General features: G+C 69.4%; 13 protein-coding genes and 1 pseudogene. 5 read left to right on the top strand and 9 right to left on the bottom strand.

Going from position 1 to position 14,172, the window contains the following annotated elements:
* Positions 1-238: 238 nt before the first annotated feature.
* A complete protein-coding gene (locus ADL29_RS03380) occupies positions 239-856 on the top strand; it encodes a hypothetical protein (RefSeq protein ID WP_053922273.1) in 618 nt (205 codons plus the stop codon).
* Between the two features lie 176 nt (positions 857-1,032).
* Here the strand turns inward: ADL29_RS03380 and ADL29_RS03375 are convergent, their stop codons facing one another.
* Positions 1,033-1,764, bottom strand: coding sequence for a dienelactone hydrolase family protein (locus ADL29_RS03375; protein ID WP_053922272.1), 732 nt, complete (start codon positions 1,762-1,764; stop codon positions 1,033-1,035).
* Positions 1,765-2,633: 869 nt separating this feature from the next.
* Between ADL29_RS03375 and ADL29_RS03370 the strand changes: the two genes are divergently transcribed.
* Positions 2,634-3,731: an outer membrane protein assembly factor BamB family protein gene (locus ADL29_RS03370; RefSeq protein ID WP_157878363.1), complete on the top strand. Its 1,098-nt coding sequence runs from the start codon at positions 2,634-2,636 to the stop codon at positions 3,729-3,731.
* Between the two features lie 65 nt (positions 3,732-3,796).
* Here the strand turns inward: ADL29_RS03370 and ADL29_RS03365 are convergent, their stop codons facing one another.
* Positions 3,797-4,789, bottom strand: a complete 993-nt coding sequence (locus ADL29_RS03365; RefSeq protein WP_053922270.1) for a GlxA family transcriptional regulator — start codon at positions 4,787-4,789, stop codon at positions 3,797-3,799.
* Positions 4,790-4,863: 74 nt separating this feature from the next.
* Between ADL29_RS03365 and ADL29_RS03360 the strand changes: the two genes are divergently transcribed.
* Together ADL29_RS03360 and ADL29_RS44800 are read left to right on the top strand one after the other, a co-directional pair.
* The gene (locus ADL29_RS03360) at positions 4,864-5,451 is read left to right on the top strand and encodes a cysteine hydrolase family protein (protein ID WP_053922269.1); all 588 of its coding nucleotides are present in this window, start codon (positions 4,864-4,866) and stop codon (positions 5,449-5,451) included.
* Between the two features lie 923 nt (positions 5,452-6,374).
* On the top strand, positions 6,375-6,626 hold the full coding sequence (locus ADL29_RS44800) for an NUDIX domain-containing protein (RefSeq protein WP_245689121.1): 252 nt from the start codon (positions 6,375-6,377) through the stop codon (positions 6,624-6,626).
* A gap of 326 nt (positions 6,627-6,952) precedes the next feature.
* On the opposite strand, the gene ADL29_RS03350 is transcribed toward ADL29_RS44800, so the two are convergent.
* From ADL29_RS03350 to ADL29_RS03340, 4 genes are all read right to left on the bottom strand, one after another.
* A complete protein-coding gene (locus tag ADL29_RS03350; RefSeq protein WP_053922268.1) occupies positions 6,953-7,543 on the bottom strand; it encodes a snapalysin family zinc-dependent metalloprotease in 591 nt (196 codons plus the stop codon).
* Between the two features lie 403 nt (positions 7,544-7,946).
* A complete protein-coding gene (locus tag ADL29_RS40360; protein ID WP_245689120.1) occupies positions 7,947-8,204 on the bottom strand; it encodes a hypothetical protein in 258 nt (85 codons plus the stop codon).
* 169 nt (positions 8,205-8,373) lie between these two features.
* Positions 8,374-8,844, bottom strand: coding sequence for an aldo/keto reductase (locus ADL29_RS03345; RefSeq protein WP_211274238.1), 471 nt, complete (start codon positions 8,842-8,844; stop codon positions 8,374-8,376).
* Positions 8,845-8,882: 38 nt separating this feature from the next.
* A complete protein-coding gene (locus ADL29_RS03340) occupies positions 8,883-10,016 on the bottom strand; it encodes a cupin domain-containing protein (protein ID WP_053922266.1) in 1,134 nt (377 codons plus the stop codon).
* A gap of 193 nt (positions 10,017-10,209) precedes the next feature.
* Here ADL29_RS03340 and ADL29_RS03335 point away from each other — a divergent pair, with 193 nt between their 5' ends.
* Entirely contained in the window at positions 10,210-11,652 is a 1,443-nt protein-coding gene (locus ADL29_RS03335) for an NsdA family TPR-like regulatory protein (protein WP_157878361.1), read from the top strand.
* A gap of 95 nt (positions 11,653-11,747) precedes the next feature.
* Here ADL29_RS03335 and ADL29_RS46450 read toward each other — a convergent pair.
* From ADL29_RS46450 to ADL29_RS03325, 3 genes and pseudogenes are all read right to left on the bottom strand, one after another.
* A pseudogene (locus ADL29_RS46450) lies at positions 11,748-11,974 on the bottom strand (hypothetical protein); the annotation flags it as partial.
* A gap of 15 nt (positions 11,975-11,989) precedes the next feature.
* On the bottom strand, positions 11,990-13,327 hold the full coding sequence (locus tag ADL29_RS03330; protein WP_211274237.1) for a serine hydrolase domain-containing protein: 1,338 nt from the start codon (positions 13,325-13,327) through the stop codon (positions 11,990-11,992).
* Positions 13,320-14,006 carry a TetR/AcrR family transcriptional regulator gene (locus ADL29_RS03325; RefSeq protein ID WP_053922265.1) on the bottom strand — a complete coding sequence of 229 codons (687 nt, stop codon included), beginning with the start codon at positions 14,004-14,006 and terminating at the stop codon, positions 13,320-13,322. The genes ADL29_RS03330 and ADL29_RS03325 overlap by 8 nt, the downstream gene beginning before the upstream one ends.
* Positions 14,007-14,172: the final 166 nt, after the last annotated feature.

Below are 14,172 nucleotides of genomic sequence, written 5' to 3'. Positions count from 1 at the left end.
CGCCTGTCAGACCCAACATGTCGGCGCTGTCCGGGGGCGCCCTGACGGTTGGCCATCGCTATCGATGAAGGAGGGCGGCCCCGGCGAGCAGAGCAGCCCCGCCCGCGACGGCGTTCCAGGCCGCGTTTTACGGGTCCGATCGCAGCGGCAAGCGGCCGCTCGCCCCGCTGCACGCTCTCGCCGCTGCGGCCACGCAGGCGTGCAGCTCCCCCGAACACTGCTCAGTAGCCTCACACCCATGGGACTGGATATCACCGTGATGATCGTCGACTGGTCATGGTTGGGGGCGGTGCCGTCCCGGGAGCGGCTGTCACGTTTGAGGGATGCCTGGTATGCGGACGAGACGGGGCTGTGGGACCACGATGCGCTGGGGATCGAGGGCGACTGGGAATGGCCGCGGGGGCCCCATGGTGCCTACTTCGCCGTCTACGAGTTCCGGCACACCTGCGGCTCGTTCAAGGCGCACTTCTGGGCCGGGGAGCGGTGGGAGTCCCTCCGCGACCATGCCGACCCGCACCTGCGGACCGAGTTGGACTCCTTGCTGCTCGGGCTGATCTGGGAGGGGGCGGACGGACAGGCGCAGTACACCGATCCGGGCTTCTTCTGCGACGATCCCGAAGTTTCCTACGGCCTGCTGCTTGCTCGTTCGCCGGACACCGTGCGGGAACTGGCCGCGACATGGGAGGGGATGCGGCCCCGGCTCGGCAGATTGCGTGGAGCGTTCACCGAGCATGCCGCCGATCCCACGGGCTGGGTCGGCGACTTCGACGGTTTCACCGGCCTGCTGGAGGACTGGGGGCGCGTCCTGACCGAAGCCGCCCGGCGGGGCTGGGGAGTGGTGGGGCTGAGCGAATAACCGACCCGCACACTCACCACCGGCCCCAGGGACAGTCATGACGCCCCCGGGGCCCGGCTCGTGGACGTGCACCGTTCGGCGACGCGATCCGGTGTCAGCGGTGGCCCGTGCCGGCCTGGGCCCCGCCGCACCGTCTGCCGGTGGCCTGACGTCCCGGCTTCACTTCAGGTGCGGCTTCACTTCAGGTGCCGGGTGAAGAACTGAGCCGCGGCGTCCCCCGCGAACTGCGGGACGCCGGTGTGCCCGCCCAGATTGGCGTGCAGCGTCTTCTCCTTGGAGCCGAAGGCGTCGAACAGGTCCAGGGCCGCCTGCCGGTCGTTGCCTTCGTCGTCCCACTGCAGCAGGACGTGCAGCGGAATGGCGACCTGGCGGGCCTCCTCGAACATGGCGCGAGGGACGAAACTCCCGGCGAACAGAACGGCGGCCGAGATACGCGGCTCGACCACCACCAGCCGGACGCCGAGGGAAATCACTCCCCCCGAGTACCCGACCGGCCCGCCGATCCCGGGCAGCGACAGAAGGACGTCCAACAAGGCCTGCCATTCCGGGACCGCCTTTTCGACGAGCGGGAGGATCAGGGCGTCGATGATCTCGTCGCCGACCGGCTCGCCGGCCTCCAGCACCCGGCGCAGGTCGGCGCGGGCCCGCTCGGCAGCGGCCCAACGGGGCCGTTCACCACTCCCGGGGAGCTCGATGGCGGCCGCGGCAAAGCCGTCCGCCGCAGCGTGCCGGGCCCGCGCCGCCAGCCGGGGGTACATCGTGCGCAGTCCGCCGGGGTGGCCGAGCAGGATCAGCGGCGCCGGTGCGGAGGCGGCCGCCGGCGTCCACAGGATGCCGGGGATCTCGCCGAGAGTGAATTCGCGCTCGAGGACACCGCCGTCGAGACGCTGCTCAGAAGTGAAGTGCATGGTCGTGCCTTTCGGGAGTGCGCTTGAACGGCGCTCCCGGACGACCTACCGCCCGACCGTGACCCCGAAGGGGAGCACCCATGTCGATACTGCGTTCACGGGTACCACCTCCTCGTTCTCTCGCACGGCCTCCGAAAACGTAGCAGTGGCCGCGGTGGGCCGCCAAACGGTTTCTTGCGCGGTGTCCGCAGCCGGATGCCAAGGAGTCGGAACACCACGCAGAGCTCCTCGGGGCCTCATCTCAGCTTGCCGAGGCGAGACCCTGCGACGGAGCGCCGCGCCGGGGGCTGTCGTTCCGCATGAACACCGAACACGACGCGCCGCCGACGCCTCCCCATCTCCCCTACCGGTGCGGTCAGTTCTCATCAACAAAGCCACGCTCGTAGAACTGGCAGCGACCTCGTAATTCCTCACCACTTGCCGGCCTGCGTACGGCGCGCGGGCGGCTTCTCGTCCTCGGCCGCGGGCAGCACGCATCTGGCTTTCCGGCGATCGTGACCCAGAGGTTCGGGCCGACATGGCATCGGCCGGCTGAGCCGCCACGTACCGGACGCTGTGTGCGACCTTGACTCGTGACGCGCGGGCGAATCCCGGCCCCAGGTGATTGACTGTCACTTTTGATGGGGAGACGGGGAGGGATCTTCATGGGCGCCCAGCGGCCTGTCCGATGCGGTACGGCAATCGCAGTGCTCGCCTTGGTTCTATCGGCGTGCGGTTCCGGAGGGGAGGCGGAGGACCGGACGGGCAAAGGAGGGACAAGCGGCAAGCGTGCGCCCGCGTCTGCGCACAGGCCCAAGGGCTTCCCTGCGCCATTGAGGTTCTCAAGGACAAGGGCGATAGCGCTTCCCGATTCGGCGGGTGCGGGGAAGGTGGCTATCGCCGGTGTGCGGCTCCCGCTGCCAGTGGCGCTGCACAAGGGTGTGGCATTTATCGCCCGGCCCGACGGGCTGGAGGTCTTCGACGGCCTCAAGGCGAGCAAGTCAGCACTCATCCGACCCGAACACGTACCGGTCACAAGGCTGGAGGACCTCGGCGGGCTCATCGGGGACAACCCCGCCGAGGCGCCGCTCATCACCTCCGAGGGCAGCACAACGTGGGCCCTCAATGCGCTGGTGACCGAGGTGCGGGGCTCTGGGACGAGCAAGGGGCATGACGTCGTGGAGCTCATGGCGACCGACACAGCCAGGGCCGTGAAGTCGTGGTTCGTGGAGATCAAGCTCGCCGAGGAAGACGACTTCGGCGATGACCGTGACGAGGCTCATGTGATCGGTCGCAGCGGCGACACAGTCATTGTCTTCGCACGCGGCAAAATCTTCGGCGTCAGCCTCAAGAGCCACAAGCAGGCGTGGGCCGCCGACGGCTGGTACCGGACGGGCGCTGTCGTCGCCGGCAACACGGTGGTGGCGATTACGGGCGAGGAAGGCAGAGACGACCAGGTCGTCGGCTTGAACGGGGCCAGTGGCCGGCAGGTTTGGCAGTCCCCGCGCGAGAGTGCGGACCCCTCGCCGTCAGGGCTGGACGTGGCAGGGCCCGACTCCGTCATGACGTCCGAGTACGCGCACAACGCCGACGAACGGAACTACCTCCTCGAAGCCGCCACTGGCAAAGTGCGACGCATGCTCCCCGCGGGCTCGCCCGGTTCAGACTGCGCGTACGACGGTCTCTCGGCCACCGTGTGCTCGGGCAGCAGACTGGAGAAGGCCCTCGCCGCCTACGACCCCAAGAGCGGCAAGGAACTTTGGAAGCTGCCCGACGAGCCCGCCAGCAGGGTCGCGCCGAAGGTCACCCTCGTCCGCCAAGGACTGATCTACGGCACCACCAGCAACGGCCCTGTTGTCCTCGACGCCGGCACCGGCAAGGACAAGGAGGATGCGCCAGGCATCGCTCCCTACGTCTTGGACAACTACGTTGGCATCACTGAAACCCAGGAGGACACCGGTCTCACGGCCTACCGGACAGTGGGCTGATGAGTCCTTGCGCCGGCCCGTGAGCCGTTGAGCCGGCCCCGGGGAGCGTCGTGGCGGGCCCGCGATCAACGAGCCTGCCCACAAGGCGGTCGCTCGGCGAACGCGGTGCGGTAGGCGCGTGGACTGGTCGCCAAGCGGGAGGTGAAGTGCTGGCGCATGGTGACCTCGCTGCCGAAACCGGACCGGCGGGCGACTTCAGGCATGGGCAGGTCAGTGCGTTCGAGGAGCTTCTGGGCCGTCGCGATGCGGTGGTCCACAAGCCAGCGCAGCGGCGTGGTCCCGGTGGCCGCCGCGAAGTGCCGGGCGAAGGAGCGCGGCGACATCCCGGCACGGGCGGCGAGCGCGGACACGGTAAGCGGCTTGTCGAGATGCGCCAGGGCAAAGGCGCGTACCTCAGCCAATGCGTCCGCGTCACGGTCGGCGTGCGGGGTCGGATGGTCGATGAACTGGGCCTGGGTGCCGGTCCGGAACGGTGCGGTGACCATGGATCGGGCGACCGTCGCGGCCGCCTCCGCACTGTGCAGGGTGCGCACCAGGTGCAGACACAGATCGATGCCGGCGGCGGTGCCGGCGGACGTCCACAGATTGCCGTCCTCGACGAACAGGGCGTCCGGTTCGACACGCACCCGCGGGTGCCGGATCCGCAGCTGATCGGCCAGCGCCCAGTGCGTCAGCGCCCGGCGGCCGTCCAGCAGGCCCGCCTGGGCGAGTGTGAACGCTCCACCGCACAGCGCGGCGATGGTGGTGCCCCGCAGGTGGGCGCGACGCAGCGCCGCGAGCACCGGCTCAGGCGCCCGGGTGACATGGTCGTCCAGGCCCGGTACCAGGATCAGCTCCGCGCGGGGCAACCAGGCGAGGGTGCGGTCCGGTGTGAACGCGAGCCCACCCCGCATCGGTACCGGCTCGGGACCGGCGGCCACCCGGCGCAGCTCGAACGCGGGCACCCCGCGGTCGGTGCGGTCCACACCCCACACCTCGGTGATCACCGAGACGTCGAAGGCCCGGATGCCGGGGAAGGCGAGCAGGGCGATGCGGTGGGCGGGGGCCGGTTGCGTCACCGTGGCAGTAAACCATCGATCGCTGTCTTTCCACCTCCTGTGAACCAGCCGGGCCCGGCGACAGGATCGTGGGCATGGAGATCACACAGAACGCCGCACTGGTAGTGGTGGACGTGCAGAAGGCCTTCGACGCATCGGAGTTCTGGGGCCCGCGCAACAACCCGGCCGCCGACGAGAACATCGCTTCCCTGATCGCCGCCTGGCAGGACACGGACCGACCGGTCGTCTTCGTACGCCACGACTCCGACAAGCCCGGCTCGCCACTGCGGCCCGGATACGACGGCAACGACTTCAAGGAGTACGTCCAAAAGCGGCGCGGCAAGAGCGGCGGACCGGAGCTGCTCGTCACCAAGTCCGTGAACTCGGCGTTCTACGGCACCCCCGACCTTGACGACTGGTTCAAGGCAGCGGGCATCACCCAGGTCGTACTGGCCGGTATCCAGACCAACATGTGCGTGGAGACCACCGCCCGCATGGGCGGCAACCTCGGCTACGACATGCTGGTCGCCCTCGACGCCACCCACACCTTCGACCTGACCGGCCCCAACGGCTGGCACCTGACGGCCGACGAGCTGGCCCGGGCAAGTGCCGTCTCGCTGCACGGCGGGGGCTTCGCCCAGGTGGTGACAACCGGCGAGCTGGTGGCCGCTGTGCGCCCCTGACCTCATGCCCACCTTCGACGGCGCCCACCTGGCCTTGTCGAGGTCCTTCCGCTTCGGCCCCTCCTCACCCACGAAGCCGACCGCTGGCTCGCCATCGCCAACGCACCCATCCGCCTGCACGGCAACGGAACGATCCCCACTGAACTCGGCCCGGTCCCGTACCCGGACGCCGTCCTGTGCCACACAAACGTCGTCGCCATCACGGAAGCCGATTTCGGTGAGCGCGGCCCCGATGCTGAGGACGACGCGTTCGAAGTCGGTTCCCGCCGAGCGGGCAAGATCGATCCGTACCGGCAGCAGGCGCCCTGAGGGCCAAACCGGCTCGCCCCACTGGGCCTGCCGGTCCTCGGCGCCGGCCAGCGTCGCTTCGAGCTTGCGGGACAGCGTCGACCTCCCGACGCCGCCCGCCCCGTGGAAGACGAGCACGTTGTTGCGGGGCACCCCAAGATCTTCGGCGTCGAAGGCCGAGTCGGCGGTGTGCCGCATGTGCGCGGCGAGCACGGCAGCGACCAGCCCCCACTGCGCATGCCGGTTGGTGAAGATCTCCGCAGCCGTCAGGTCACGGTCATTGGTGCTGAACAGCGCCCGCAGATCCCGTCCCGCCACGTTATCCCCCGGATAGATGATCAACGCGGTCCAACCTACGCCCGCCTTGGAGGCGTGGGGCAAGCATCTCCTGTCCGAAAACGGGGCTGACAGCCTCCCTCCGCCACCGTGGCGGGCAGAGGCGCTCCTGGGCCACCGGCGGGGCTGCACGTACGTTAAAGGTGTGCTGATGTGCCGGCGCAGCCCACATGCGCGAAGGCGGACTTCGGACGACAGATTCCAGCGGGCAGGCATCAACTGGGGGGAAGTCACCGGGCCGTTGCTCGGCAGCGAATCCTTCTCTGCCGGTTCGCGATTCAGAGCCGACAGGAACGGTGGTGTGGGCAGCTCCCGGTGGAGGGATCTCGCCGGGCGAGACGCCGCTTGCCGCGCTGAGCCGCGAGCTGCAGGAAGAGGGCGGCCTTGCCGCCCCGACCGACCCACCGCCCGTCTGGCACCAGGAAGTCGTGGCTCCTGGACATGCCAAGGGCTACGACAGCGTCATCAACGAATACTTCCTCGTACACATCGCCGAATTCAAGCCGTGCGGGACCCTGTCCGACGACCAGCTCGCCGCGGAACATCAGTGATCTTGAAGTGGTGGCATCCACGCGAGATCGCTTCTCACGCCGGTTCCGACCTGTTCTCCCCGCGCGACCTCGCGACTCCTTTGACGGCACTGATCACCTACGGTGTTCAAGCTGGGCCGGTCCGGATCGACTTATGAACAGACATCCCCTTCATGGTGCCAGCAGGACTCGCTTGCGCAGGAGGACGGACCCGGCTCGACCGAACATCACGTCTGACGCTTGGCCATCTCGATCCGGTTGACATGATCTTCGACGGCGCCCGAGCTCCAGAGAGCGAACCCCTCTGCCGCAGCTGACCGGCCCGCTACAGGCGTGCCGCTGGCCGTTCAGCGCGAGGCGGTGGGTACCCGGCCGGACCAGATGTCGATCACCACCTGGTGGTGCTGCGGGCGCATCGCCGGAGTGCCGGCGGAGTAGTTCTTCTCGACCTGCGCCACCTCGGCCGCATCCGGCTTGGCGTTCGTGCAGGACGTGCCGGGGCCGTGGCCGGACATGAGCTCCGAGCACGGGCCGCTGTAGTGGTCGGGCAGCCCAAGGATGTGCCCGGTTTCGTGCGCCGCGATCCGGGTCGCGTCGTAGCCCTCGTCCACCGCTTGCCGGCCCAGCTGCACGTCACCGTTGCCGCCGGGGAAGATCGGCCCCAACGTGGCCTGCGGCCAGCCGCTGGTCGCCTCGTAGACGTAGTCGGCCGAGCCGGGAGTGCTCGACGGCACCAGTCGCACGTTGTGCACCGCGTCGTTCCAGTTCTTCACGGCCTGCTTGATCGGGCCCGCCCACTGACCGGCGCCGCTCGCGTCGTAGGTCAGGGTGACCACAGCCGCGGTCGCGGGCGGCGCGGAGTGCGCCGAAGCGATGCCGACCGTAGGGCCCAGCATGGCCGGGACAAGTGCCGTCAGGGCGACTATCCTCTTGATCATGAGACTGGTGCGCCTCCTTGAGTCTCAACTGCTGCCCGCAGTAAACGACTTCGCCGCGAACACGACAACCTCTCTGCCGGTAATCGGGACTCACAGGCTGCCAAGTTGACTCAAAGTGCAGAGGAACTGACAGCGGATCGGACAGGGAGGGCGAAAGACGGCGTTCGCCGGTCGTGGGTTCGACCGGACGGCCGACCGGCGGTCCAGGACCTCGCCTGCCCATGGCCCTGCCCGGAACCGGTTGCTGAACTGCCTGCTCGGATAGAGGAGTTGACGCAGGAGTCGGCCTGACCGCGCGACGGTCGTGGCCGAGGCCATCAACCGCAGGGCCGGGCACTATGAGCGCAGAGCTACTGAACTTGAACTCGTGATGTCGGTCGGGTCGGGCGCCGGCCGATCGGGATCAAGAGCGTGGCTGCAGCCAACGACGCGCGGCGGCCAGTGTCACCTCGATGTTGTCGCCCCATGAGCAGACTTCCCACCACGACAGATAGCCGCCCTGTGTGAAAACCAGGACTTCACCGGGGTACTCGCCAGCCTCGGTGACGAGCTGCGCTTCGGCCGCCACGACAGCGCTGGGTCCGGTGGGCGCCGGATTCACCTTGCTCGTGTCGAGTGCGAAGTAGGCGGTCCCGTACCCGCATGCGCAGCGCGCTCGCACGCTGAGGTGCGGTACTTGCTTTCGCAGCGCGACATGAACTGGATTGCCTGTGTTCAGGACTGCCGCAAGCGCATCACCCCCGGGCAGGACACGGCAGCCAGCAGACAGGCCTGCGCGGGGGACAGGCCAGGCCGCAGCAGCGCCGCGAGTTCCGCCGTGGCGGCCTGGATCAGCTCCCACCATGCAACGGCGCGGAGGCGAAGACTTCCCAGTCCCGCTCAGCCGCCGCAGCGATCGGACCATGGCCAGTAAGGGCCTGCTCCAGTGGCTCGGCCTGAACCACGCTCACCGGCAACTGCACTACTCGCAGGTGGTGTTCGCGGCCGCCGACTGCCTCGGAAGCCAGCCGATCCAGCTGAGGGATGGTGAAGAAGCGGTCGGTGAAGCCGGACCACGTGGCGACGCCATACGTTCTCACCTGCCCGGCCGCGACGGCCTCCTCCAACACCGCGAACGCCTCCCGCAGCACGAACGGCAGCACCGCCCGGTCACCGATGCGCTCCGGATTGTGCAGGAAGACGGTGTCCAAGCAGGACCTGCCGAGCGTGGCCCGGTTGCGCTCGACCTGCCAGCGCACATACCCGGCCGCCAGGCTGTGCCCGCGCTCGGCGGCCTCGACGTCAAGGATCCCGGCGGCCACCTCCCGCAGCCGGTAGGTTCCCCGCGCCAAGGACGCGTTCACCTCCGGCCCGCCCGGACCGTCGCGGCCTGGGCTGCCACCAGCTCCCCGGCCACCGCCGCCGCCTCCGCGACCGTCAGGCCCGCCAGCGCCGCGAGCTCGGCGAGCGGCACCCAGCCGCCCTCCAACAGCCGGCACAGCAACGGGGCGACCGCCGGATCAAAGTCGATCTCCTGACCCGCCGCCATGAAGCGGGCGAGCCGCTCCCCGTGGTAGCCGACGGCATCGGTCAGCCGGGCCCGGCCGGTGGTCAGCCGCACAGCCGGCTCCGGATCAGCAGGAACGCCGGCGAGGTGGGGGAGGGCCGGGCGGAGCCGGCCGAGATCCTCACCGTCCCGGGCAGCCGCGAACCGCGCCAACAGCCCTGGCTCCTCCAAAGCAGCGACGAGATGCCTGCGCACCGCCTGCACGTAGACCGCCTGGGCCTCGGCGCCGGCATGCAAGGGCACGTCGCCGCACACCAGTTCGCTGCCACGCAGGGTCTCCGAGAGCCAGCTGATCAGGTCGGCTCCGGTATGCGGAGTCAGGCCGCAGGTCAGATGCAGGGAGGGGGCGCCTTGGTCGGCGGTGACCGCGTGCCACCAGCCGCGCGGCACATACAGCACGTCCCCCGGCGCCAGCACTAGCTCGGCGACCGGCCGCTTCGGCGGGGGCTCGGGCTGGGCAAGGTCGCGGTGCATCGGCGCGCGGCGGGTGGGACCGTACAGCCGCCAGCGTTTGGCGCCCTCGACCTGGACGACGAAGACGTCGTGATCGTCCCAGTGGGTGCCGAACCCTTCCCGGGCAGTCCAGGAAGCATAGGCATTGACCTGGACGTGAGTACGCAGCCAGCTCTCCAGCTGCTGGGCGAGGTCGGCGACCGGTTCATGCAGTTCGTCGACCGCATCGAGCACCAAGGAGGCCCCTTCAGCCAGTCGCTGGTGCAGCTCGACGGGGTGGGTGCGCTGCCAGACGGTGTGCCGACGGGTGGTGACGGGCACGGCATAGCGGTGCTGCGGCAGCATGCCGTCCGAGCGACCAGTGCCGCCGCCGTCGGAGGGCGTCGCGCCCCGGGCACGGGCGGCCTGGATCTGCCGACGCGCGCGGACCAGACCGCTCCCGGCTCCGGTGGATGAAGTGCTGTGCTGCGGCATCACTGCCTCCAACAAGGAGATCTTCCCGGCACTCCGGCCGGCTGCACCACAGCGTCCCGCGCCACCTGACAGCAGTTCATTGCCCGCCACATAGCCAGACATTGCGAGGCATCCGCAATGCGGCACCCTGCCTGACCGCACTCAGCTCGGCTACCGTGAAGCGGGCTGACCGCTCCACTGCCGGGGGATGCGCATGGCCACGATCACCCGCTCACACCGCGCCATGATCGTCAAAGAGGCTGCGCAGATCCGCATGCGCTGCCAACGCCAGCACAACAGCACCGAGCGGACCGTGACCGCGATCCGCAACGCCCTGCCCGAAGTCACCGCCCTGGAAGCCTGGCGCCTGGCACTGGGCTGGTCCAGAGCCCAGACCATCGCCCAGATCGCCGACCTCTACCGCCGCGACGGCCTCCTGGCACCCGGCCTCTCCCAGTCGATGCTGTGCCGCTGGGAGCACGATCCGCGTGAATGGCCCGGGACTGAGTACACCGCCATGCTTTGCCGCGCCTACGGCGCCCGCCCCCTCCAGCTCGGCCTCAACCGCTCCGGTGATGATCCCTTCGACCATCTCGGGTTAGCAGCGACGATCCGATACGGTCGGATCGACGTCGAAGCGTGCGAGGAACCCGCGAAGGAAAGGGTGGTGGTGATGACCACCTCCGCCGGTCTGCCGGCCGTCCGTGAATCCCTCCACCTCGCCCTGCTCGCCGACCCTGCCGGCAACAGCGCCGTCGCCGAACTGGCCGAGGCTGCCGTCGAGCACTATGCCCTCAACTGCAGCAGGCACCCATCCCACACCCTTTTCGGCGAGGTGCGCACGGCCCGCGGCCTGCTGGCCGACACCCTCACTACACACCTCGCTCCGGAGCCGGTTGCGGCTGAGTTGCGACGCAGCGTCGGCTGGCTCTCCGCCCTGCTGGGCAACCTTGCCTTCCACCTGGACGATCCCACCGGCGCCCGCGCCCACCTGGCAACCGCCTTCACCTACGGCACCCGCACCGGAGACGCCCGGCTCACAGCCTGGTCCTGCGGCGCCCAGAGCATGGTGGCCCGCGCCACAGGACAGCTCGCCCTCGCCCTCACGCACGCCGAACGCGGGCTGGAACATGCGCCGGCCGGCCTGGCCCGCGCCCAACTGTACGCCTGGGCACAGCTGCCGGCCCTGGCCGCACAAAACCGCGCACAGGAGGCCGATACCGCCCTCGCGGACGCAGCCCAGGAGCTGGAAGCCGACGCGGTGGGCTGGGCACCGGGCCGCTTCGGCTTCGACGCCGCCGAATACGCCCTCCACGAAGCCGAAGCCCACCTCGCCCTCGACCGCGCCGACCAAGCTGTCACCCAGGCGGAAGCCTCCGCAGGCAGGGCCGCGGAGGGAACCCCGGGATGGGCAGCTGCCACCCTGGTCCTCGCCCAGGCCGAGGCCGCCCGACAACTGGCTGATGCCGCACAACGCGCCCTGGACGTGCTGGACCGCATCCCGCCTGCCCGGCTGCGCTCAACCGCCCGAGTCCGACTGGCCCGCCTGGACGCCGCTTTGGCTGCCACCCCGGTGGCCGGGGGCGCCGATCTCCACGAGCGAGTCTGCTCCTTGCCGCTGACGATCGACGCACGCGGAGCTGCGACGAGCGCCTGACGGCCGAGGACCAACGAGGAAGGCGCAACAGGTCCAAGCGGCAGCAGGCAGGGGCAGGGGCAGGGGAGAAGGTGACAGGTCGGGCCGCGAGGCCCGCGGGCGAACGCGGTGCCGTTGTCCGCGTCGGCGGCCAGCGCGGCCGCTCCAGCTGTGCATGCCGCCTGCCCTCCGGCGTCACCAGCGTCGCCACCAGGTCGCCAGGCAGCGCCGGGTTCGCCCGGCGGGCGTTCTTGGCGACGGTGGCGTGCAGCTGATTCTCCGCTCCCAAGCGCCCCGATCTTTGCATAAGAACTCGCGCAGATAGGTGCGGTATCCCTGGCAGGTAGGCAGGGACGGGTCAGCCGGACTGGGCGAAGGCGCGCAGGGAGTCGAAGGTCTCCTGTTCGTCTTGCTGGTCGCCGTAGTCGCTGAGTTTCACTACGACGGTCCTGGTTACGGGGTCGACGTAGATGTACTGCCCGTACACGCCGAGGGCGGAGTAGTCTTTGCCGTTGCCGCCGGGGGGATGCCACCACTGCGCGGAGTAGCCCCAGCCGTCGACTTTGTGGGGTGCTGGGGTGGCGATGCGCTTGATCCATGCCGGGGGGATGATCTGTTTTCCTTGGGCGCGGCCGTTGTTCAGGACGAGTTGGCCGAGTTTGACGTAGTCGCGGGGGGTGGCGTTGATGCAGCAGAACGCCTTCTCGTCGCCGTTGTCCTGGTCGAGGTTCCAGGTGGCGCTGTCCTGTGCGCCCATCGGTGCCCAGATGTTGTCCGCCAGGAGGTCGGCCAGCGGTCGGCCTTGCACCTTGGCCAGGACCTGGCCGAGGAGTTCGGTGTTGATGCTGCGGTAGGCGCCTTGGCTGCCCGGCGGGAACTGCAGGTCGCGATGGTCGTGCGTGAAGGCGGGCAGGTCACGGGTGAGGTACATCCGGGCGGTGCCGGTCAGCGGGTAGTACTCGTTGTAGTTCTCCGGAACGTCCACCCCTGAGGTCATGTCCAGCAGATCGCGCACGGTGATGGCGTCGTAGGCCCCGCCCGTCTTCAGCCGGGGCAGGATGTCGACCAGCCGGTCGCTCTCCCGGAGTCTGCCCTGCCCGATGGCCTGCCCGGCGAGCAGGGACACCACCGATTTGGCGGCCGACCAGGAGGACAGGCGGGTGGCGGGGCCCACCCCGTCGCGATACCACTCGTGGGTCAGTCGGCCGTCCCTGAGGACGAGGAAGGCGTTGGTGTGGGTGGTGACCAGGAACTGCTCGGTCGGTATCCGCCCGCCCTTCCATGGCACGGTGGCAGGAAGCCGCTCGTTGTGGACGGACAGAGGTGCCGGTGCGGCCGAGGCGGGGATCGTGCGGGTGGCGAACAGGTCACCCTGCCGCGAGGGCTCGGTGGTCAGCAGCTGGGCCAGTGTGGGCGGGGAGGGGATGTCGAGCAGCGCGGTGGCCGTGTAGGAGCCGGCAACCAGCAAGCCAAGCGCCACCGGCAGTGCGATGAGGGTGCGCCGTAGTGCGCGCCGTGCCCGTGGCTTCGCAGACCGCGAGGCGGCCATGGTGCGGTCGCTCGGTGCGGCCACCCGGGTGTCGGGAACGGCGGCGGAAGCGGGCCCGTGGTCCGTTGCCGGCTCGGGGCCGCTGGCTTTCCGGTCCGTGTCGACAGCCTCGTCGGCGCCTTCCACGGCAGGGTGGTGGTCAGGCATCGGCGTCGTCCTTGGGGGTGGTGCGGTCGGTTGCGTCGACGGCCAGCCAGAACGCCTCCATCAGCGTCTGGAAGACGGCTTCGTCGTCCTGCGCGGCCAGGTGGGGCAGGTGCGCGGTGATGGCGGGATAGCGCTCAGCGGAGATGGTGGCGTACGCCCCGGCCCAGGCATGCTCGTCAGCGGCGCGCACCTCCTGCGGGAGCGCGGCATACCCGGCACGCATGCCCGCATAGGCCAACACGGTGTCGGCGAGCATCCGTTGGTACCGGGCGACACTGCCCTCTTCCAGACCGATCGCCTCCAGCGCCGCGAGCATCATCTCCATCGCGGCGAACTCCCCCGGGCCGCGGGTGGTCCGGCACGCAACGGCCGCACCGACATACGGGTGGGCCTCGAAGACCTCCACCAGGGAGCGGGCCAGTTCCTGCAGCACCTCCCGTGGCCCCAGACCGTCGGGCACCTGCTCCACGGCCATGGTCAGCAGTCGATCCCCCACAGCCAGCAGCAGCGTGTCCCGGTCCGCGAAATGCCGCCACACGGCCGACCGGTCCACCCCCAGTTCCTCCCCCAGAACCCGTCCGGTCAGCCCGTCCGGCTCCGCCCGCGCTGCGATCCGCACGGCCGCCTCCACGATCAGCTCCGGCGACAACCGCACCGCCCGGCCCTTGCACACGGCCATGTTCGCCCCACCCTCTCAATCATCAGTGTTGTCATCAATGATGACAACACTGATGTGAGGTGGTCAACTCCCATGCGGCGCGACCATGATGTGGCGACGTTCGACGAGGGACTCAGTCAAGGGAGGTAGTCGAGACGATCGCCAAGACCTGTGCTTGCCTTGTCAC

The organism is Streptomyces chattanoogensis, assembly GCF_001294335.1.
Classification (GTDB): domain Bacteria; phylum Actinomycetota; class Actinomycetes; order Streptomycetales; family Streptomycetaceae; genus Streptomyces; species Streptomyces chattanoogensis.
This window is presented reverse-complemented; position numbering and strand designations above follow the sequence as displayed.